This window comes from Qipengyuania soli (assembly GCF_015529805.1).
Taxonomy (GTDB): domain Bacteria; phylum Pseudomonadota; class Alphaproteobacteria; order Sphingomonadales; family Sphingomonadaceae; genus Qipengyuania; species Qipengyuania soli.
In genome coordinates this window covers 874,042-894,057 of sequence record NZ_CP064654.1, presented here as the reverse complement: position 1 = coordinate 894,057, position 20,016 = coordinate 874,042, and the positions used below count along the sequence as shown (strand labels likewise).

The following is a 20,016-nucleotide window of genomic DNA, read 5'->3' as shown; positions in this document are numbered from 1 at the left end:
AGCACATGGATGCCGGCGAAATCGACCTTGGGTTGCAACTCAATCACGCAAGCAAGCGCGACGCGCGGAAGATCGGCAGCATCACCGCCGATGCCTTCCGAAACGACCCGTTCAACCTTTGGCTGTTCGGCAATTTTGCAGGAATCCGTAACCTGTTCCACATGCAGGCCCGCAACATCTACGTACCGCGCGGATACTGCTATTCACTTGGCGATGAAGGCGCATGCATGTGGATGCTGCCGGGGGGCGATGCCAGTTTCAGCAACTGGGACTATTTCCGTTTCGCAGTGCCCACTGCCCTCATGTGCGGTCCCGGCGCCGTGAAGCGCGGCATATTGACCGGCGAGGCCATGGACTCGGTCCATCCGAACTTTCCGCACGCCTACCTCTTCAGCATCGGCGTGCGACCTGCGGCGCAGGGCAAGGGGCTTGGGCGCAAGCTCATCGCACCGGTCCTGGCCGCATGTGACAGGGCGGAAATGCCCGCCTATCTTGAGAATTCGAACCCCGCAAACCACGGCTTCTACAGTTCGTGCGGCTTCGAAGTCTGCGGCGATCCGCTACATCCGCAGCCCAATAGCCCGCCCCTCGTCCCCATGTTGCGCCAGCCGCGGTCCGCATAGGGCGGAACCGCGGCTGGAGGGTCCTGCGGCGTCAGCCGATGGCGCCGTGACAGTGCTTGTACTTGTTACCCGAACCGCAGGGGCACATGGCGTTGCGGCTGATGTTCATCCCGGCATAAGGATTGTCGGTTGCCGCCCCGCCCGGTCCGACCGCAGCACGGGGGCTGCCCGCGAGCGATCCGAACAGCGCTTCCTGCGTCGCCGAACCGTCCCCGTCGTTCGAGTTCTCGAGACCGGTCAGCGGATCGATGTGACCCGTCAGGAATGCCGGGAGTTCCGGCAGGTCGATCATCGGCATCGGCTCGGGCTCGCGCAGTTCGAGACGGATGAGCTTGCTGGTGACCGTCTCGCGCAGCTTGTCGAGCATGCTTTCGAAGAGGCTGAAGGCCTCCTGCTTGTATTCGTTGATCGGCTGCTTCTGCGCATGCGCACGCATCCACACGACCTGGCGCAGGGCATCGAGCGTGGAGAGGTGTTCCTTCCACTCCTGGTCCATTTCCTGCAGCAGCACGCTCTTCTCGATCCGGCGCCACAGCGCTGGGTCGGCCGCGGCAACCTTGTTCTCCATGATCCGGTCGGCTTCCTCGCGGATGCGTTCCTCGATCAGTTCGGGCTCGACGTGGTCTTCCTCAACCCACTGTTCCATCGGCAGCGAAATTCCGAGAACCTCCTCGGTTCGCTCCTTGAGACCGGCGATATCCCACTGCTCCGGATACGAACCCGGGGGACATGCCGTGCCGACAAGGGCGTTGATCGCGTCGTGACGCATGTCGGCAACGACGTCGTCGACCGCCTCGCTGTCCATGATTTCCGCGCGCTGCTCGTAAATGACCTTGCGCTGATCGTTCATCACGTCGTCGTACTGAACGACCTGCTTGCGGATTTCGTAGTTGCGCGCTTCGACCTTCTTCTGGGCGGTTTCGATCGCTTTCGACAGCCACTTCGAACCGATGGCCTCACCATCTTCCAGGTTCGAGTTCATCATCCGCGAAAACAGCGTATCGGGGCCGAAGATGCGCAGCAAATCGTCCTCGAGACAGAGGTAGAAGCGGCTCAGACCAGGGTCGCCTTGGCGGCCCGAGCGCCCGCGAAGCTGGTTGTCGATGCGGCGGCTCTCGTGACGTTCGGTGCCGAGCACGAACAGGCCGCCTGCTTCGAGGACCCTACGCTTTTCCTCGGCGATCTCGGCCTTGATGCGAGCGATGGCCGCGTCCTTTTCGGGGCCATCCTCCATGCCGGAAAGTTCGTCTTCGATGCGGAATTCGAGGTTACCACCAAGCTGGATGTCGGTGCCGCGACCGGCCATGTTGGTAGCGATCGTGACCGCTCCGATACGGCCAGCCTGGGCCACGATGTGTGCTTCCTGTTCGTGGAAGCGGGCGTTGAGCACGGCGTGCTTCACCCCTTCCTTGTCGAGGAATTCGCTGAGAAGTTCTGACTTCTCGATGGAAACCGTACCGACGAGCACCGGCTGACCGGTCTCGTTCTTTTCGCGGATCGCCTTGGCGATGGCCTGGAACTTGTCCTGCGTGTTCTTGTAGAACTCGTCTTCCTCGTCGATGCGCTGGACGGGGACGTTGGTCGGAATCTCGACCACGTTCATCTTGTAGATGTCCCAGAACTCGTTCGCCTCGGTCGCTGCCGTACCGGTCATGCCCGACAGCTTGGGATACATGCGGAAGTAGTTCTGGAAGGTGATCGAGGCGAGGGTCTGGTTTTCCGGCTCGATCTTCACGCCTTCCTTGGCTTCGCAAGCCTGGTGGAGGCCGTTCGACCAGCGACGACCATCCATCATGCGCCCGGTGAACTCGTCGATGATGATGACCTTGTCGTCCTTGACGATGTAGTCGGTGTCACGCTTGAACATGTGAACCGCCTTCAGCGCCTGATCGAGGTGGTGGACGACCTGCGTATTCTCGACGTCATAAAGGTTGTCGGTAGCAAGCAGACCCTTTTCGATCAGCAGCTTCTCGATTTCCTCGGTGCCTTCTTCGGTAAGGCTGATGTTGCGGGTCTTCTCGTCCTTCTCGTACCAGGTCTCGGGGATCGTCTTCACCACCTCGTCGATCGCGATGTAGAGTTCGGACTTGTCCTCGGTCGGGCCCGAGATGATCAGCGGGGTACGCGCCTCGTCGATCAGGATCGAGTCCACCTCGTCGACGATGGCGAAGTTGAAGGGGCGCTGCACCATCTGGCTACGCTCGTGCTTCATGTTGTCGCGCAGGTAATCGAACCCAAGCTCGTTGTTGGTCGAGTAGGTGATGTCGGCGTTGTAGGCCTCGCGGCGCTGGAACTCGCTGAGGTCGGGCACGATCACGCCGATCGTGAGGCCGAGGAAGCGGTGCAGGCGCCCCATCCATTCCGCGTCGCGCTTGGCGAGATAGTCGTTGACGGTGACAACGTGGACGCCCTTGCCCTCGATGGCATTGAGGTAGGTCGCCAGCGTCGCGACGAGGGTCTTGCCCTCGCCCGTCTTCATTTCGGAAATCTCGCCACGGTGGAGGACGATGCCGCCGACCATCTGCACATCGAAGTGCCGCATTCCGAGGACGCGGACGGATGCCTCACGCACAGTGGCGAAGGCTTCGGGGAGGATATCGTCGAGCGTCTTGCCGTCAGCGAGCTGGGCGCGGAACTTGTCGGTCTGCGCCGCGAGTTCTTCGTCGGTAAGGGCCTGGATCTGCGGCTCCAGAGCATTGATCTGGTTGACGATCTTGCCGAGCGACTTGACGTAACGATCGTTGGACGAGCCGAAAACGGCCTTCATCACGGAATTGAGCATGGATTGGGTAGCCCCTGGGTAATTCTATATGGCAAATGCCCGCGCACGCTGATGGTGCCGGGCGACCGGATCGGAAACTTGTGGAAAGCGCGCTATTCGTAAGCGCGGTCGGGCCCGAACATCACGGTCGGGACCACGATGACGACGGTCGGCGCAGGACGGCAAGGAGTCGATTTCTCGCCCTTCAGCTTCTGCTGGACTTCACGGTCGGCGCAAACCGGCTTGCCCGACTTGGGTGCGACCGCATTGTCCGCCGCCTGCTCCACGCCGATGTCCACGCCGCTGCCGATGGCCGCCTGTGCAGGCGTGCCGTAAGCGGCAAGACCGCTGAGCAAGGCAAGGAGGGCGAGGAGCTGCCGGAACATCGTTATTCCACAATAGTGAGGCCCCACACCTTTGTCCATGGACGGTCGTCCGGCTTAAGAGTTCGCTAACCATAACGCCATATCGGTGGCTGCTGGACGCCCATCACGGGCGGAATGGGGACAGGGGATCACGTGACCAACGATACCGCACAGGCGCTCGACGCCTCCGAAGCCACCGGAAACAACGTGTTGGAAGGGTACGCCGCAAAACCGGTAGTCAGGCGGCTGGTTCTTTCAGCCTTCCTCATGCTGTTCCTCGAACTGGCATTAATCCGCTGGCTCGGCTCGAATGTCGTCCACCTGTCCTATTTCTCGAATTTCGTCCTTCTTGGATCTTTCCTCGGTATCGGAGCGGGCTTCCTGATCAGTCGGAAGAGCTGGTCCGTGTGGCCGATAACCTTGCCGCTGCTCTGCATCCTGGTGATCCTCGTGATCGTCTTCCCGGTTTCGATCGAGAGAAGCGGGTCGGACCTGATCTACTTTACCTCGCTCGAGATTAAGGGACCGCCTGCATGGCTCGCGTTGCCGATCGTCTTCCTTCTCGTGGCGGTTATTCTCGCGGGACCGGCAGAAATGGTCGGTCGCTGCTTCGCGCATCTTCCCCCGCTAATTTCCTATCGCAGCGACCTGCTTGGCTCGCTGGCTGGTATTCTCGCCTTTACCGCCCTTAGTTTCCTGCAGGCCCCATCGATCGTCTGGGGCATAATCGTACTGATTCCGATCGTGATCCTGAGTGCGAAGAACCGACGCCTTGTCAGCGCACTTTGGTCGATTGCCCTTTTGATCGGTCTGGGCATGGAAACCCTGCAACCAGGCGTTGCCTGGTCGCCATATTACAAGGTCCAAACCCAGAAAGTCGTCGAAGGCGATAAGGGCTTCCTCCTTATCCGCGCAAACGGTGTTCCGCACCAGCTGATGGCGCCAGCGGAATGGAAACTGAAGCAGGGTGAGCGCATCTATGAAACGCCCTACCTGCGCCTTCCCAAGAAGCTCGACGATGTCCTCATCGTCGGCGCAGGTTCGGGATCCGACGTGGCCATCGCGCTGAGCGAAGGCGCCAAGCATGTCGATGCCGTCGATATCGACCCGCTGATCATGGAAATCGGCGCCAAGAACAACATCAACCGCCCCTACCAGAATCCGGGCGTCACCCGTCACGTCAACGACGGTCGCGCTTTCCTCGAGAACACCGATCGCAAGTACGATCTCGTCCTGTTCGCCCTGCCTGACTCGCTTACGCTGGTCAGTGGCGCATCGCAGATCCGGCTCGAAAGCTTCCTCTTCACCCAGGAGGCAATGCAGTCGGTCAAGGACGTGTTGAAGCCCAACGGCGCCTTCGCAATGTACAATTACTACCGCGAGCCGTGGTTGATCGACCGTCTTGGCGGGACTGCACAGGCCGTGTTCGGCCACAAGCCATGCGTCGATACCTGGGCTGACGCTCAGGCCGTGGTCAGCGTCGCGATGAACGAAGCCGACCAGACCTGCGGCGAGGAATGGCAGCCGACCACCTCCATTTCCACCGTCAGTGACGATGCACCCTTCCTCTATTTCCGTGGCGGCACTTTCCCGCCCCTGTACGCCATCACCATTGCCGCGATCCTTCTCGCATCGCTGGCTACCATCCGCGTGCTCGGCGGACCGCTGGGGACCATGCGTCCCTACGCCGACCTGTTCTTCATGGGTGCTGCCTTCCTGCTGCTGGAAACCAAGAACATTGCCACTTTCGCCCTGCTTTTCGGCACGACCTGGTTCGTCAACGCGCTCGTCTTCGCAGGCGTCCTTGTTGTCGTGCTTGCGGCTGTCGAAACTGAGCGGAGAGTAAAGACACCGCCGCTCAAGGTCGTGTTCGTGGCGATTGCAGCCTCGCTTGCAGCGGCATGGATCATCAAGCCCGAATGGCTGCTGCCGCTAGGCTTCTGGCCGCGCCTTATCGCAGCGACCCTGCTGGCATTCGTCCCGATCTACCTGGCGAACATCGCCTTTGCGAAGCGCTTCCGTGAAAGCGGCGATTCGCAGAGCGCCTTTGCGATCAACCTTCTCGGCACGATCGTCGGCGGCTGCCTTGAGTATGCGGCGCTGTTCACTGGCTACAACAACCTGCTGATCGTGACCGGCCTGCTCTACCTTGCAGCCTTCCTGCTGGTACCCAAGGGACGCATGGCAGCTGCCTGAACGCTTGCGGGCGGAGGGGCGACGATATAGCGCGCGGGGCATGGACCTCGCGCGCTCTCCCCTCGCCCGCCCGTTTCCCGCAATGCCCGCCATATCCGGCGTGACGTTGCGCGTGGCGCGTGCCCGCTACAAGAACTGGGACAGGGCCGACCTGACTCTCGCCGAGCTGACACCCGGCACCGCTGTAGCGGGGGTGTTCACCAAGAGCGCCTGCGCTTCGAGCGAAGTCGAACTGGGGCGCGAACAGGCGCGATTGGGATCGGCCCGGGCCCTGGTGGTCAATGCCGGCAATTCCAACGCCTTCACCGGCTACCGCGGGCGCGAGGCGGTCGAGCAGATCATGGCGCAGGTGGCAGAGGCTCTGGACTGCCAGCCGAGCGAAGTCTTCGTTTCTTCTACCGGCGTGATCGGCGTTCCCTTGCCCCGCGACAAGGCCCGTGCAGGCGTGGAAGCTGCCCTGACTGCCCAGCCTTGCGGGTGGGAGGAAGCCGCCTCCGCTATCGGTACGACCGACACCTTCACCAAGGGCGCCGCGGCATCGGCAATGATCGGCAATACTCGCGTGGAACTGGCAGGCATAATCAAGGGCAGCGGCATGATCGCTCCCGATATGGCGACCATGCTCGGCTACGTTTTCACCGATGCTTCGGTCGAACCGGCATTCCTCCAGGAAATGCTGTCCAGGGCCAATGATGCGAGCTTCTCTTGCATCACGGTCGATGGCGACACCTCGACCAGCGACACGGTACTCGCCTTCGCCACCGGCAAAGCGGGCAACGCGCCTATCTCCTCTTGGGACGATGCGGGCGCCGATGCCTTCTACGCGGCGCTACTCGATGTTTGCCGCGAACTTTCGCACCTTGTCATCCGTGACGGGGAAGGCGCACAGAAGTTCATTGCGATCACCGTGACCGGTGCGGACAGCGACGCAAGCGCGCGCCGCGTCGGGCTTTCCATCGCCAATTCTCCCTTGGTCAAAACAGCAATTGCCGGCGGCGACGCCAACTGGGGACGCGTGGTGATGGCCGTGGGCAAGGCGGGTGAGCCCGCCGATCGCGACAGGCTTTCCATCGGCTTCGCAGGAACCTGGGCCGCAAGGGACGGACAGCCGCTGCCCGACTACGACGAAGCGCCGGTGGCAAAGCATCTCGAGGGGCAGGAGATCGACATTTCCGTCGATCTCGGCATCGGCGAAGGGCGGGCGACAGTGTGGACCTGCGATCTCACCCACGGATACATCGCGATCAACGCCGATTACCGGAGCTGAGGCGCCATGCTGACGATCTGGGGCCGCATCAATTCGCACAACGTCAAGAAGGTAGTTTGGCTCGCCGAGGAAATCGGCCTTCCCCACCAGCGCATCGACATGGGCGGGCAGTTCGGCTTCACCGATGCCTATCTCGCAGCCAATCCGAACCGCCTGATCCCGACCATCGACGATGATGGCTTCGTGCTGTGGGAATCGAATGCGATCCTGCGCTATCTTGCCGATCGCTACGGGCCCGAATTTCAGCCGGCAGATGCGCAACAGCGCGCCGCGGCAGACAAGTGGATGGATTGGCAGTTTTCCTTCGCCGATGCCCAGCGCAATGCCTTCATCGGTCTCGTCCGCAAGAAGCCGGAAGAGCGTGATGAGAACGCTATTGCCGCCTCAGCCAGCGCAGCGGGTAAGATGGTCGCAATTCTCGAAGCCGAACTCGAACGGCAGCCGTGGCTATCGGGCAAGCGGTTCGGGATCGGTGACATCCCGATGGGCGTCTACATCCACACCTGGCTGACCCTCCCCATCGAGCGCGCCGAGCGGCCTGCGGTGAAGGACTGGTATGCGCGCCTGCGCAAGCGTGAGGCTTTTGATCGCATCGCGCAGGTCCCGCTGACGTGACCGGAGCAGAAGGCGCCCTCGACCGCGAAATCCTCGCGCTCATGCGGCGGGTCACCGAACAGGCAATCCTGCCCCGGTATCGCAACCTCGCCGAGGGTGAGGTGCAGGACAAGGGCGGCAACGATCCCGTCACCATCGCCGACAAGGAAAGCGAAGCGCTCCTGCGCGAAGGCCTGGCGGCTATCGACTCCTCGCTCGCCTTCGTTGGCGAGGAAGCGGCGCATGCCGACCCGGGCATTCTCGAGCGGCTCGACCGACCCTGCTGGATTGTCGATCCCATCGACGGAACGCGCAACTTCGCTGCCGGACAGCCGCCTTTCGGAGTGATCGTCGCGCGCGCGGACGGCGGCGAGGCCCGGTCGGGCTGGATCTATGATTGCCTGAGCGGCCGGTTCTGCGTCGCGCACATGGGCAAGGGCGCCTCGATCGACGGGCAGGCCGTTACCTCGCGACCCACCGGCGCTACACCGCCCGTCGCCGCGATTTCACTGGTCTTCATGGATGAGGCGCGCCGGGAGGCGACGAAACGTCATGTTGCTCCCAACTATGCCCTGGTCGACGTGCCCTATTGCGCGGCCGAGCAGTATCCGCGCCTCGCGCTCGGTACGAACGATGTTTCCATCTTCGAGCGGACGCTGGCCTGGGATCATGCAGCTGGGGTTCTTTGGCTAAACGAGGCTGGCGGAATGGCAGCCAGACCGGACGGTTCACCCTACCGTGTCGACGAACACGGTCGCACCGGCCTCATAGGAGCGGCGAGCCCCTCCCTGTGGGAAGAGCTCGCCGGACTTTATTCGAAACTGGATTAGAGGACGCTCTCAAGCCACTGCTTGAGCTGACCTTTCGGTGCCGCGCCACGCATGTGGGCGGCGGGCTGTCCGTCCTTGAACAGGACGAGGTAGGGAATGCCCTGCACGCCCATGCCGCCGGGAACCTCCGGGTTTTCCATGATGTCCATCTTGGCGATGGTCACCTTGTCGGCAAGTTCTTCCGAAAGCTCTTCGAGCGCCGGAGCGATCATCTTGCACGGGCCACACCAGTCGGCCCAGAAATCGACCAGCACGGGCTTGTCGGATTCGAGCACGTCGCTCTTGAAGCTGGCATCGGTGACGGCGGTGGTTGCCATGGGAATTTCTCCTGAAATGCTTTGCACCGATGTGGGTGGCGCAGGCGATTACTCAAGCGGCGGCAGGGCGAAACTTTCCTGCGAGGCCGCAAACTGCGTCTTGTAGGCATCCAACCGTTCGCCGGGCAAGGCGAAGAGTTGCGGTGTCTGGGTATAGAGGACAGCTGCCTCGACTGTCCGGTCGGGATAGATGCGCTCAAGGGCAGCGACATAGGCAGCCATCTGCCGCATCGTGCTCTCGGGTATGGCGTCGAGCGAGGACGGAGGCCGCCGCGCGGTCTTGAAATCCACCACCACCACCCGCTCGCCCGTGACCAGCAGGCGGTCGGCGGTACCCATGACGACCTGGCCTTCGACCGTGGCGGCCAGAGGGATTTCGGCAAGCGCATCGGGACCGAAGATATCGGCGAAACCGGGCACGGCCAGGACTTCCAGTGCGCGTGCGAGCATCTCTTCGCGCGCTTCCCGGGACAGTTCGGCGGCTTGCCGCTCCAGCCATTTGCGCCCGCGCACTTCGCGGTCTTCCATCACCTGCGGCAGGCGTTCGAGCAGGGCATGTATCAGCGTGCCGCGCCGCGCGGCTTCAGCGGCATTGGCGGGAGGCAGCGGCGGATCGCTGCCCTCGACCTCGCCCAGTCCCGAGGGGGCCAGCGGTCTTGGCGGGCGCGGTTCGGGTCCCACTGTTCGGCGCGCCCATTCGGGCAATTCGAGCGCTTCATTCGCAGGCGCTTGGTGTTCCGCAGGCACCGGCGGCGCTCGCGTTCCGATTTCCCAGCGGGCACCCCAGATATCGTCGGCAAGTCCCTCGTCCTCGCCGAACAGGGCATGAAGCCGCGCAAACCAGCTGTCCTCATGCGGCCCGTTCTTCGCCTCGCGCGGCCCGAGCGACCCGCCGATGAACAGCGCCTCCTCTGCCCGCGTCATTGCGACGTAGAGCAGCCGCCAGTGCTCCTGCATCGCCCGCGCAGCCTTGGCCGCATCCGCCATGCGGACCGGACCGACCTTCTCCTCCTTGGAGAGCGCCGGAAGAGGAATGGTCCTCTGATGCCCGAACCCATGGGCATCATCGACCAGCTCAAGGTCGCCAGAAGGATCCGGCCTGATCGCTGCATCGGCAAGGACGACTATGGGCGCCTGCAGGCCCTTCGATCCATGGACGGTCATTACGCGAACCTGGTCACCGCCCTCGCCCGCCTCGCGCTTGAGGTCGGCGTCCCCGGCGTCGAACCAGCGGATGAAGCCCTGCAGGCTGGCAACATGCGCGCTGGCATAGGCGTTTGCGGCATTCAGCAGTTCATCGATCGGATCGTTGGCCTCGCGCCCGAGCCGCGCGACCAGCCTGCGCCGCCCATCCATCGGCCCCACCAGTATCCAGTGCAGGAGCTGTTGCGGGCTGTCGTAGTCGGCCCGACGGAGAATTTCGCGCAGCGCATCGACCGTTTCCCGGACCCGTGGCGCGTCATGGTCGCGCAGGTGCTCCCACAAACGCATTCCCTTGGTTCGATAGCCGTATTCGAGCAGTTCCTCCTGGCTCCAACCGACCAGCGGAGACACGAGCAGGCTGGCGAGAGTGAGATCGTCGAGCGGCTGCGCGGCAAAGCGGATTGCAGCCATCAGGTCCTTGACCGCCAGCGGATTGCCGAGGCGCAAACGGTCGACACCGGCCACAGGCACGCCATGGCAATACAACCGGGCCACTATCAGCGATGCAAGGTCGCGGCGTTTCTGGACGAGGATCATCACATCGCCCGGACCAGCACGCCGCGGCTTGTCTCCCTTTACCAGCGTGAAGCCGTCGCCTGCGGGATCGAACCAGCGCTTGACCTGCATAGCGATCTGGTCGGCCATCCGGCGGTCGTGCTTCGACAACCAGCCTTCTTCCTCGCCCGGCTCTTCACCCTCGCCACCCGGCCCGCGCACTTCCTTCCACAGGGTGACGAGACCGGGGCGGCTGCTGCCTCGGTGCTCGTCGTAGTCGTCGAGACCGAGACCTTCGGGGCCGATGCCCAGAATTGCGCGGTCGACGAACTCGAGGACAGTGGCGTTCGTACGATAGCTCTGGTCGAGCCCGTATTCGCGCAATCCGTTCGACCGCCGGTTGCTTCGGCTCCCGCGCAATTCCTCGGCCAGATCCGCAAGGCGCTTGCGATAATAGTCCCGCGCTTCGCGGAAATTCTCGGGGCTGGTGCCCTGGAAGCCGAAGATCGCCTGCTTATAGTCACCGACCGTGAAGATCGTGCGGATGATTTCGCCCCGTGCGCCTTCGCCCGAGAAATAGTCGTCCGTCAGCGCCTTGATGATCTGCCACTGCGCGGCATTGGTATCCTGCGCCTCGTCGACAAGGATATGATCGAAGCTGCGATCGAGCTTGTAACGGATCCAGTCGGCCATTTCGCTGTCAGCCAGCAGGGTTGCCGCGCGGGCGATCAGGTCGTCGAAATCGACCAGCCCCTCACGCTGCTTGGCCTTGTCCCATGCAAGCGCGAATGCGCGGCCAGCTTCCAGTTGCGGCGCCAGGAAGGCGGCGAGATCGAGCAAGGCGGCGCGTTCACGCACCATGGCCACAGCTTCGGCGAGGATTTCCTGATGGGCCGAGAACGACGGATCGACTTTCTCCGCGCCCGCCATCTTGCGCGGATCGCCATCCTTCTTGAGGAAAGTATCGAGGAATCCGCCGAGCTCGGCCAACCGGTCCTCGGCCCCGCTCGCGAGCCATCGATCGGCGAAATCGGCTGCGTTCTGCCCGGTGGCCGCGCTCCAGCCGCGGGCCGCGTCTCGCAGCGAACGTAGGGTAGCCACAGGGAAGGCAGCGTCGGTGCATCCTTCGGCAACCCAGCCCTGCCCGGCATCTGCCGGCATCCCGAGCGTCGCATGAACTCGCGCAGCCATCGGAGGCTGCCAGCTTCCCGGCCCCTGCCAAAGCTCCATGTGCGCGGCGCAACGCATCAGCCAGCCGCGCACTGCGTCGGGCCCCTTACGGCGGCTCATTTCGGCAATTGCGTCGCAGATTTGCGGATCATCTTCGGAAAGCAGGTCGGACAGAACCTGGCGGCTCAGCAGGTCGCGCTCGCGATCCTCCATGGGACGCGAACCCGGCAACATGCCGGCTTCTCCCGGAAAAGCGGCGAGAAGGTACTGCGCGAAAGCGTGGATCGTATCGATCCTGAGGCCGCCGCCCGGACAGTCGAGCACCCGCGCGAATAGCGCCCGTGCTCGCGCCTGCGTATCGGGATCGATCGGTGCGCCGAGGTAGCCGAGTTCCTTCGCAAGCTCGGTCCCCTCCATCCGTACCCAGCGGGCAAGAACGGAATTTACACGCACGGCCATCTCGGCCGCGCCCGCCTTGGTAAAAGTCAGGCAAAGGATTTGCGACGGGTCTGCACCGGGCTCCAGCAACAGCCGTAGCACGCGGGCGGAAAGGACCTGGGTCTTGCCAGTCCCCGCACTCGCCGAAAGCCACACGCTTTCGTGCGGATCGACCGCCGGGCGCTGCTCGCCCTGAAGGGGATAGACCTTCCCGCTCATGCAGCTTCATCCCCGTCCTGCAATGCGATCCACTCGTCCAACCGCATGAGCTGGTCGTAGGTGTCGTAGGCTGGGAAATTCGGGTTCTCGCGGGCCGTAAACGGGTCGCTTCCCTTGATGTAGCGACCAAACGCCTCGCTCAGCTTGGCCGCGGTCAGGGGCAAGAAGTCCTCCGGCAGTACGCCCGAGGTCTTGCGTCCGACCTTTAGCGGAACCTCGACATAGCCGAACCCATGGGGGTTATCGGCCTTCGCCTTGCCAAGCGACCAGTACTCGTAGCCGCCAGGGTCGCCACGCAGCTGTTCGAAACCTCCGCGCTCCGCGATCAGCCCAAGGATGCCGAGTTGCAGCGCGAAACCCTGCTCGACCATGGCTGCACTGGGTGGCTGCCCTGTCTTATAGTCGACGATGGCAAGCGTGCCGTTCTCCAGCCGATCGATGCGATCCGCTCGGCCGTGCACAGGCACACCTTCGAATTGCATGGACCCACGCTGTTCGACAGCAAGGACCTCGCGATCCTCGTACTGCTCTACCGTCTCCTCGACCCAGCGCAGCGCAGCCTGAAGCCGCGGGCGCCACAGGCCCCTCACCAACGGGTCTGCATTTTCGGCATCGAGCACGTCTTCCATGATCGCGACAATGCTCGCGGGTCGGCCGGCGATGCGTTCCTCGTGCCAGCGCTCGAGCACCTTGTGCGCGACGTTACCCTGCCAAAGCGCGTCGGGATCGGCATCGAGCGTGTCGAGTTCCGACAGGCCGAGGATCTTCTGTGCAAAGAACTGGTACGGGTCGCCCAGGAGCCGATCCAGTGCGGTCGCGGAAATGTCGACCTTGCGCTGCTCGGCACTGGGAACCGGTCGCGGTCGCGGATGCGCTTCCACGGGCGCAGCGCGGGCCATTGCGCGGGCGAGATCGATGGCGCCGGTCTCGCTGTGCCGGTCGAGCATGTCGCCGAGCAACGCCTGCACCCGCAAAAGGAACCGTGAGGGGATCGCAGGCCCGCCCTCGTCGCGCGCAGACCGGCTCAGGACCACCTCCGGAGCACCCAGGGCACCGGCAAGGTCGTGCGCCGAAAGCCCGATGCGGAAATCGCCTCCCGGCACGCCAAGCGCGCGGAGCACAGGTGGGGCGAGCAGGGAATCGACGCTGCCCCGCACTGGCCAGACACCTTCGTTAAGGCCTGCACAGATGACGAGGTCCGCGCGGTTCATGCGGCTTTCGAGCAAACCCAGAACCTGCACCCTTGCGTGGCCGCCATAGGGTGGTCGTACAGCGATCTGTTCCATCGCGTCGCGCAACGCGACAACTGCTTCGCGCCGATCGAGGGCGAAGCCTGCGTCGCGCGCATGAAGGCGCATGTCCTCGACAAACCCCGCAAGCGCGCGACCGTCCTCGCGGGCCCAGAGCCCCTCTCCGCACAGTGCCTCTCCCGCATTCGCCAATGCGTCGAGAAGTTCGACAAGACCGACCTCCTCGGGCAGCTGGAAGAGCGGTGAGAGGGCAGCTTCCACGGCCGCGAACCATTCACCGACCTTGGGGTGGCGTTCGGCCAGAATTCGCACGCAGGACGCAACGGGAGCCAGCCCGCCTTCCCTTCGCGGTCCGCGCAGCGCCCGCTCGACCCGGCGAAGCTGGCGCAGCCATGTCCCGCGTTCCATGCCGCCGTTCGCCAGCGGATGGCCCAGGAGTGCCATCAGCGGCACGGGTGCCGCATCCTCGGCCAGAACTTCGGCGAGCAGGAGCAGGAAACGCCCGGCGGGGGTCTGCGACAGCGGCCGGCCGGCGGAATCGTCAGCTGTGACGTTCCAGCGGGAAAGGTGATGCACCACCCGCCGGGCAAGCGCCCGGTCGGGAGTGACGACTGCGACGCGCCTTTCCGGCTGCTCCAAGGTTTCGCGAACGAGCAGCGCGATAGCCTGAGCTTCCTCTTCGGGATTGGCCGCCTGCATCACCCGCACGCCTGCCAAGCGACGCTTGTCTGCGGGGAGATCGACCCATGCCTTGCTCGCTTCGGGCGGCAGGAAGAGCGAGCCGATTGCGTGGCTGCGCTCCGGCGGCGCAGCCGTCATCCCGCGTCGGTGCCACGGCTGCACCTCCTCGCGCCGCACGCTCATGCGGTTGAGCAACAGCTTCAGGTGGTATTGCGGATGCGTGACCGCGTCATCACGGGCGAAAGGACTCTCTCCGGGCTCGGGGGCCGCCCCTGCCCTGCCGAGTTCGTCCCACACGACATCAGGCATTGTCAGGTCGAAATCGGGCAGGATCACGGCACCCTGCGGCAGGTCGGCCACGACGCGCAGCAGATTGGCAAGCGCCGGCGCGGCACTCGTCACGCCCGCCGCCACGATCGGGGTCAGCGGCGGGTTGGCCTTCCATTCGCGCGCCGCATGTTCGAACAGCCGGTTGCGGCGCGTCGCGGTGTCGATTGCGCCCCATTCGTCAAGCTGCGCCAGCCAGCGGGCCTGCACCTCGGCGAACAACCTCAGGCTGTCCTGCCAGTGACTCGACAGGTCGGGATAGATGCCGGTGACCTTGTCGTCGACAAGGTCGGAGGGCGATATGCCCTCCGCCAGCAGGCGATCCATCGTGGCAGCAGTTTCACGTGCCAGCCGCAGGAGCGTCGCCCCGCCGGGCGGATCGTCCATGTTCTTGCCGAGAATCTGGGCCAGGGCAAAGAGGCGGCGCTGCGGGTCTATTGCGGGTGGTACATCCGCACCACCGAGGGGGTCGAGCAAGGGACCGAGCGTCTCGTCGAGATCGAGGTCGCCGACGATCGCCACGCGCGGCATCAGCAAGCCATTCTGGCCGGATTCGCCGGCGTGACGAATGAAGGCTTCGGAGACAGTGCGGCGCGCGCGACTGCTCGGTAGCAGGAGAGTGAGCCGTGCTAGGCCAAGGTCGCCGTCGGCATATCGGGGTACCAGCCCTGCAACGAGGGCATCGGCAAAACCCCGGTGGGCAGCGATCGAATAGACCTTGGGACCCGGGCGGTCAGCCACCCCTGAGCGCCTCCTCGGTCGGAGCGATGTGGGCGGGCGTTCCTACTTCATACCACAGCCCGGTGAACGCGACGCCGTAAAGCCGGCCTTCCTCGATCGCGCGATCCCACAGCACGTTGGTCGAAAACTTGCCCTCCGGCGCGTCACGCAAAAGGCGATGCGACACGATCTGGATGCCGGTGTAGATGAAGGGCGCGATACGTCCCGGCTGCTTGCGGGTCAGGCGCCCTGCCCCGTCCATGTAGAAATCGCCCGTACCGTCGAAGTTGAATGCGCGCGCATGGCTCACCACCAGCAACAGCGCATCCATCTTGTCCGCGTCCCAGCGAGCGGAAAGGTCGGCAAAGGCATTGCGCGGCCCGTCGAGCCAGATGCTGTCGGCATTGCAGGCAAAGAAGGGATCGGGAAGCTGGCCGGCAGCCTGCGCCTTGATCATGCCCCCGCCGGTTTCGAGCAGGACCGCCCGTTCATCGGAAAAAACTACCGATGGAGCCTTGCGCTGGCCCACATGCGCCTCGATCGCGTCGGCGAGGTAGTGCACGTTGACCACCGCCTTGGCGACGCCCGCATCCTCCAGCCGGTCTAGCGCACGGTCGATGAGCGGCTTGCCGGCCACGCGAACCAGGGGCTTCGGCGTGGCAGCCGTCAGGGGACGCATGCGCTTGCCCAGCCCTGCCGCCATCAGCATTGCGGTGTCGGAAGCGAGCTTGCTCACTGCATCTCCCCGCCGAGCGAATCACGTATTTCCTGCGGGATATTGGCAGCGAACCACGCGGCCACGGGCGCGAGTGCCTCATGCGCGAGATCGCGTTCCATCGCCTGCCACACGCGCGGAATCATGGCGAGGTAGCGGTGCTTGCCGTCGCGCTTGCACAGGCGGGTGAAGATACCGACGATCTTGGTGTTCCTCTGCGCACCCAGGCGGGCGTAGTCGGCTTCGAAAAACTCGCCCGGATCGGCCGCAGCGCGATAGCGGCAGAGCATGTCATGCTCGAGCGTTTCGGAGACATCCCGGCGGGCATCCTGGAGCAGGCTGACGAGGTCGTAGGCCGGATGCCCGACCAGCGCGTCCTGGAAATCGATCAGCCCCTGTTCGCCCGCAAGCCTGCTCGGTTCGAGAAGCATGATGTTTTCCGCGTGATAGTCGCGCAGCACCGTCACGCCCGGAATCTGGCGGACCAGCAGCGGTGTCAGCGCCTCGTCCCATGTGGCACGCCAGCCGTCGAGGTCCACCTCGAGCCCCATCGCCGGACAGTACCATTCGACGAACAGGTCCACCTCGCGCCGATAAACGGCCATGTCGTATGGATCGAAAGGTCCCGGCGGCAGCTGGTGAAGCTGGACCAATGCGTCGATGGCTTGCGCGTAGATGTGCTCTTCATCGCGTGGATGGTCGTCGATCCATTCGCGCATGCGCTGGTCACCGAAGTCCTCGGTCAGCACCCAGCCACCTGCCGCATCCTCTGCGAGGATGTGCGGCGCGCGCATGCCATTGTCGTTCAGCCAGTGCGCGACGTGCAGGAACGGGCGAGGATCCTCGTGGGGCGGCGGGGCGTGCATCAGCATGGCGCTGCGGCTGCCCATGCGGATGCGGAAGTACCGGCGGAAACTGGCATCGCCGACCAGCGGTGCGATCTCCGCACCCTCCCATTCGGTATCGCCAAGAAATTCGTGTATGCCTTCCGGCAGCGCGTCGCTCATGGCCAGCGGCTTTGCCAATTGTCGCCCGGGGTTACAACGGCTTCGCGGCCCTCGCCCACTTTTTCCAGCGTGATTGAAAGGCAACCTGCCTCATGTGCGAAGCCGCCCGCGTGATCGGGCCATTCCGCGAGCAGTGCGGCGCCCTCGCGATAGTCGTCGAGCCCCAGCTCCTCGACCTCTGCCGGGTCCTCCAGCCGGTAGAAATCGGCATGGACCAGCGGGATGCGCAGCGCATCGTAGGTCTCGATGATCGTATAGGTCGGCGAAGGAACCTCTCCTTCATGACCGAGCGCGGCGATGATCGCCCGTGCGAGCGTGGTCTTGCCGGTCCCCAGATCGCCGGAAAGTGCCACGACATTACCCGGCTGGAGCTTTCCAGCGATTACCGCGCCGAAGTGCTCCATCGCGGCCAGATCGGGCAATTCCACCCTCACGGCAGCGTGATCGTCGCAGTGGTCCCGGCGTTGCGACGGCTCTGGAACTCGAGCGTTCCGCCATGCGCCTCGACCAGCTGGCGGGCGAGCGGGATGCCGAGACCCTGACGGCGTTCGATGCCCTTGCCGTCAGGCGCCATACGGATGCCCTCCAGCGCGCGGGCGAGTTCGTGCTGGCTCATGCCGGTGCCGTTGTCGGCGATGACGATCCTGGTGTCGCCACGCTTCCGGCCGATGTCGACAAGCAGCTTCCCGCCCTTGGGAGTGCCCTTGATCGCGTTGTCGAGGAGGTTGGTGATTGCCCGGCGCAGCTGCTGCGGATCGGCATTGATGATCTTGCCCGGATCGCCCTTGAGGTCGAGCGTCAGGCCAGCCTCGACGATCCGCTCTTCCTCGGCGCGGACGATGTCAGTGACGAAAGGCAGCAGGTCTATCTTCTGCTTCCGCAACGGCATCAGTCCGGCCTCGCTCTGCGACAGGTCGAGGACGTTCTCGACCTGCTCGGTGAGCTTGCCGACCGACAGCGTGATCGCCTGCACGTATTCGAGAGCCTGCGGTGTGAGTTCGCCTGCGACACCACTGGACAGAAGTTCGGCAAAGCCACCGATGGAGGTCAGCGGCGTGCGGAATTCGTAGCTCATGTTGGCAAGGAAGCGGGTCATGACCGCATCCGCCTCTTCCAGCGCGCGGTTGCGTTCGCGCAGGGCCTCTTCGGCCTGCCGCGAGGCGGTGACGTCGAGCACGGTCAGCAGGCCATTGCCGTCGGGCAGCGGGACGCCCGCGAAGTCGAGCGTGCGGCCGTCCGCCATCTCGATCCGCCCTTCGCGCTTCTTTCGGTCGAGGGTCGCCGAACGGATGGTGTTGCCGACGATCGCAACGGACTTGGGATCGGCGAGATTGGCCGCGATGGATTCTAGCAGGTCCTCTGCCTGCGGATGCCCGTCGAGCATTTCGGGATCGACACCCCATGCACCGGGGAAACCGCGGTTCCACAGCTCAAGGTGACCGTCCGGTGCGAACACCGCCAGTGCCTCGAACAGGCTGTCGAAGGTTGCCGTGCGAGTGCGAAGCAGAGTGTCGCGCATGGCCGACAAGGCCAGCTGTTCGGTCCGGTCCTCGGCGATCATGACGAGGCCCCCATCGGGCAGCGGCTGCGAGATGATGCGCAGGTGGGTGCTGTCCGAAAGCGGCCATGCTTCCTCGTGCGGTTCGTCGGACAGGAACCAGCGGGCGACCTCGTTGCGCCATGCGGGGAAGTCGCGAACCTCGGGAATACGCCCGTTCTCGCGCGCGATCAGCAGCATCTGCTCGAACGTGGTGCGGTCGTTGACCACACCCGGCGGCAGCGAGAAGACGCGGTGGAACGGCTGGTTGGCGAAGTTCATCCGGTGCTGGGCATCAAATTGCGCCACGCCGATGGAAAGCTGGTCGAGCATGGAGCGCTGGGCTTCGCGGAAGGCGCGGAATTCGCGCGCCTGCTCCTCCATCTCCTCGATGTCGACGGCGTAGCCGGCGATCCCCTCGCCCACCAGCGGCAGGTCGGTCACGCGGATCGTGCGTCGGGCGTTGTCGATGGTCGCGGATACGATGCGCTCGATCGGCTGGCGGCGGTCTGCCGCCTGTTGCGCGACTTGCGAGGCGGAGCGTCCACCAACGGTCTCGACCAGTTCGACCTGGTCGGCGACGACTTGGTCTGCGCTTTCGGCCCCGACCGCTTCGACATAGGCGCGGTTGACGAGGCGCAACTTCATGTCCGCCCCACGAAACCACATCGGCATCGGCGCCGCCTCGATCAGGCCGACAAGTGCACCGAAATCGTCCTGCGCGCGTGCCGCATCCTCGCGCAGCTGGCTGAGTTCCTGCTGGCTCTCGCTGTAGTCGAACACCCAGACGAGCGCCGCGCCACTGGGCGAAACCGCCGGGTCGGCAAGCGTGCCGTTGAGCGACAACGCGCGGCGCGATCCGGGGACGGTGATCGACATGCGGAAGGGCTTGGCGGTCTTCTGTGTCCGCCGGACCTTGCGCGTCAGTTCCTCGACCTGCTGTTCGGAAAGCCCGCTGCCGTCGAGATCGGCCAGTTCGCTGAGGAATTCGGGCACCTTGGCGAGCCCAAGCCACCGCGCGAAGCGGTCGGGCGCCTCGATCCTGCCGTCGGTCCGCACGAGCACGGGTATCGCCGGAGATTCCTCCAGCATCCGTGCCATGCGCAGCGCTGCTTTGCGGCTGGCGACGGTTTTCTGCTCGCGGCCGCTTGCGCGCAGCATCACCCAGACCGCGGCAGCGGTCCACAGGGCAAGCAGCAGGCCGACGACGGCTAGCAAAGCGGGTGAGGAATCCATCACCTGCCAGCTATGCGCCCTGTGGCGGGGATGCAATGGCAAGCCACTGCACTTCCCCGCAAAGG

14 protein-coding genes are annotated in these 20,016 nt (G+C 64.2%); 5 read left to right on the top strand and 9 right to left on the bottom strand.

Annotation, left to right across the window (positions count from 1 at the left end):
- Positions 1 to 5 precede the first annotated feature (5 nt).
- Positions 6 to 623, top strand: coding sequence for a GNAT family N-acetyltransferase (locus IRL76_RS04475; protein WP_200983539.1), 618 nt, complete (start codon positions 6 to 8; stop codon positions 621 to 623).
- A gap of 31 nt (positions 624 to 654) precedes the next feature.
- On the opposite strand, the gene secA is transcribed toward IRL76_RS04475, so the two are convergent.
- Both secA and IRL76_RS04465 read right to left on the bottom strand, forming a co-directional pair.
- Positions 655 to 3,405: a preprotein translocase subunit SecA gene (gene secA, locus IRL76_RS04470; RefSeq protein WP_200983537.1), complete on the bottom strand. Its 2,751-nt coding sequence runs from the start codon at positions 3,403 to 3,405 to the stop codon at positions 655 to 657.
- Positions 3,406 to 3,497: 92 nt separating this feature from the next.
- Entirely contained in the window at positions 3,498 to 3,770 is a 273-nt protein-coding gene (locus tag IRL76_RS04465) for a hypothetical protein (RefSeq protein WP_200983535.1), read from the bottom strand.
- Positions 3,771 to 3,902: 132 nt separating this feature from the next.
- On the opposite strand from IRL76_RS04465, the gene IRL76_RS04460 reads away from it, so the two are divergent.
- The 4 genes from IRL76_RS04460 to IRL76_RS04445 are packed head-to-tail and all read left to right on the top strand — an operon-like array spanning position 3,903 to position 8,636.
- Positions 3,903 to 5,945, top strand: a complete 2,043-nt coding sequence (locus tag IRL76_RS04460) for a spermine/spermidine synthase domain-containing protein (RefSeq protein WP_246449982.1) — start codon at positions 3,903 to 3,905, stop codon at positions 5,943 to 5,945.
- 40 nt (positions 5,946 to 5,985) lie between these two features.
- Entirely contained in the window at positions 5,986 to 7,212 is a 1,227-nt protein-coding gene (argJ, locus tag IRL76_RS04455; protein ID WP_200983531.1) for a bifunctional glutamate N-acetyltransferase/amino-acid acetyltransferase ArgJ, read from the top strand.
- Between the two features lie 6 nt (positions 7,213 to 7,218).
- The gene (locus IRL76_RS04450; RefSeq protein ID WP_200983529.1) at positions 7,219 to 7,827 is read left to right on the top strand and encodes a glutathione S-transferase family protein; all 609 of its coding nucleotides are present in this window, start codon (positions 7,219 to 7,221) and stop codon (positions 7,825 to 7,827) included.
- 41 nt (positions 7,828 to 7,868) lie between these two features.
- A complete protein-coding gene (locus IRL76_RS04445) occupies positions 7,869 to 8,636 on the top strand; it encodes an inositol monophosphatase family protein (RefSeq protein ID WP_200984179.1) in 768 nt (255 codons plus the stop codon).
- On the opposite strand, the gene trxA is transcribed toward IRL76_RS04445, so the two are convergent.
- From trxA to IRL76_RS04410, 7 genes are read right to left on the bottom strand one after another with little or no spacing between them, the layout of a single operon-like run.
- Positions 8,633 to 8,953 (bottom strand): thioredoxin, encoded by a 321-nt coding sequence (gene trxA, locus IRL76_RS04440; protein WP_200983527.1) that lies wholly within the window; start codon positions 8,951 to 8,953, stop codon positions 8,633 to 8,635. The genes IRL76_RS04445 and trxA overlap by 4 nt on opposite strands.
- 48 nt (positions 8,954 to 9,001) lie before the next feature.
- Positions 9,002 to 12,478, bottom strand: coding sequence for a double-strand break repair helicase AddA (gene addA, locus IRL76_RS04435; RefSeq protein WP_200983525.1), 3,477 nt, complete (start codon positions 12,476 to 12,478; stop codon positions 9,002 to 9,004).
- Positions 12,475 to 15,477 (bottom strand): double-strand break repair protein AddB, encoded by a 3,003-nt coding sequence (gene addB, locus IRL76_RS04430; RefSeq protein ID WP_200983523.1) that lies wholly within the window; start codon positions 15,475 to 15,477, stop codon positions 12,475 to 12,477. Before addB ends, addA begins: the two co-directional genes overlap by 4 nt.
- The gene (locus IRL76_RS04425) at positions 15,470 to 16,192 is read right to left on the bottom strand and encodes a nucleotidyltransferase family protein (protein ID WP_200983521.1); all 723 of its coding nucleotides are present in this window, start codon (positions 16,190 to 16,192) and stop codon (positions 15,470 to 15,472) included. The genes addB and IRL76_RS04425 overlap by 8 nt, the downstream gene beginning before the upstream one ends.
- Positions 16,189 to 17,178 carry an aminoglycoside phosphotransferase family protein gene (locus tag IRL76_RS04420; protein ID WP_200983519.1) on the bottom strand — a complete coding sequence of 330 codons (990 nt, stop codon included), beginning with the start codon at positions 17,176 to 17,178 and terminating at the stop codon, positions 16,189 to 16,191. The genes IRL76_RS04425 and IRL76_RS04420 overlap by 4 nt, the downstream gene beginning before the upstream one ends.
- Complete coding sequence (gene tsaE, locus IRL76_RS04415) at positions 17,175 to 17,612, bottom strand: tRNA (adenosine(37)-N6)-threonylcarbamoyltransferase complex ATPase subunit type 1 TsaE (protein WP_200983517.1); 438 nt, start codon at positions 17,610 to 17,612, stop codon at positions 17,175 to 17,177. The genes IRL76_RS04420 and tsaE overlap by 4 nt, the downstream gene beginning before the upstream one ends.
- On the bottom strand, positions 17,609 to 19,951 hold the full coding sequence (locus IRL76_RS04410) for a PAS domain-containing sensor histidine kinase (protein ID WP_200983516.1): 2,343 nt from the start codon (positions 19,949 to 19,951) through the stop codon (positions 17,609 to 17,611). Before IRL76_RS04410 ends, tsaE begins: the two co-directional genes overlap by 4 nt.
- Positions 19,952 to 20,016: the final 65 nt, after the last annotated feature.

Excerpts from the sequence above, each read along its gene's own strand:
- IRL76_RS04475 (WP_200983539.1), top strand. The coding sequence starts at position 6 with ATGGATGCCGGCGAAATCGACCTTGGGTTGCAACTCAATCACGCAAGC.
- argJ (WP_200983531.1), top strand. The coding sequence starts at position 5,986 with ATGGACCTCGCGCGCTCTCCCCTCGCCCGCCCGTTTCCCGCAATGCCC.
- IRL76_RS04420 (WP_200983519.1), bottom strand. The coding sequence starts at position 17,178 with ATGAGCGACGCGCTGCCGGAAGGCATACACGAATTTCTTGGCGATACC.
- addA (WP_200983525.1), bottom strand. The coding sequence starts at position 12,478 with ATGAGCGGGAAGGTCTATCCCCTTCAGGGCGAGCAGCGCCCGGCGGTC.
- IRL76_RS04445 (WP_200984179.1), top strand. The coding sequence starts at position 7,869 with ATGCGGCGGGTCACCGAACAGGCAATCCTGCCCCGGTATCGCAACCTC.
- IRL76_RS04465 (WP_200983535.1), bottom strand. The coding sequence starts at position 3,770 with ATGTTCCGGCAGCTCCTCGCCCTCCTTGCCTTGCTCAGCGGTCTTGCC.
- IRL76_RS04410 (WP_200983516.1), bottom strand. The coding sequence starts at position 19,951 with ATGGATTCCTCACCCGCTTTGCTAGCCGTCGTCGGCCTGCTGCTTGCC.
- IRL76_RS04450 (WP_200983529.1), top strand. The coding sequence starts at position 7,219 with ATGCTGACGATCTGGGGCCGCATCAATTCGCACAACGTCAAGAAGGTA.
- secA (WP_200983537.1), bottom strand. The coding sequence starts at position 3,405 with ATGCTCAATTCCGTGATGAAGGCCGTTTTCGGCTCGTCCAACGATCGT.
- trxA (WP_200983527.1), bottom strand. The coding sequence starts at position 8,953 with ATGGCAACCACCGCCGTCACCGATGCCAGCTTCAAGAGCGACGTGCTC.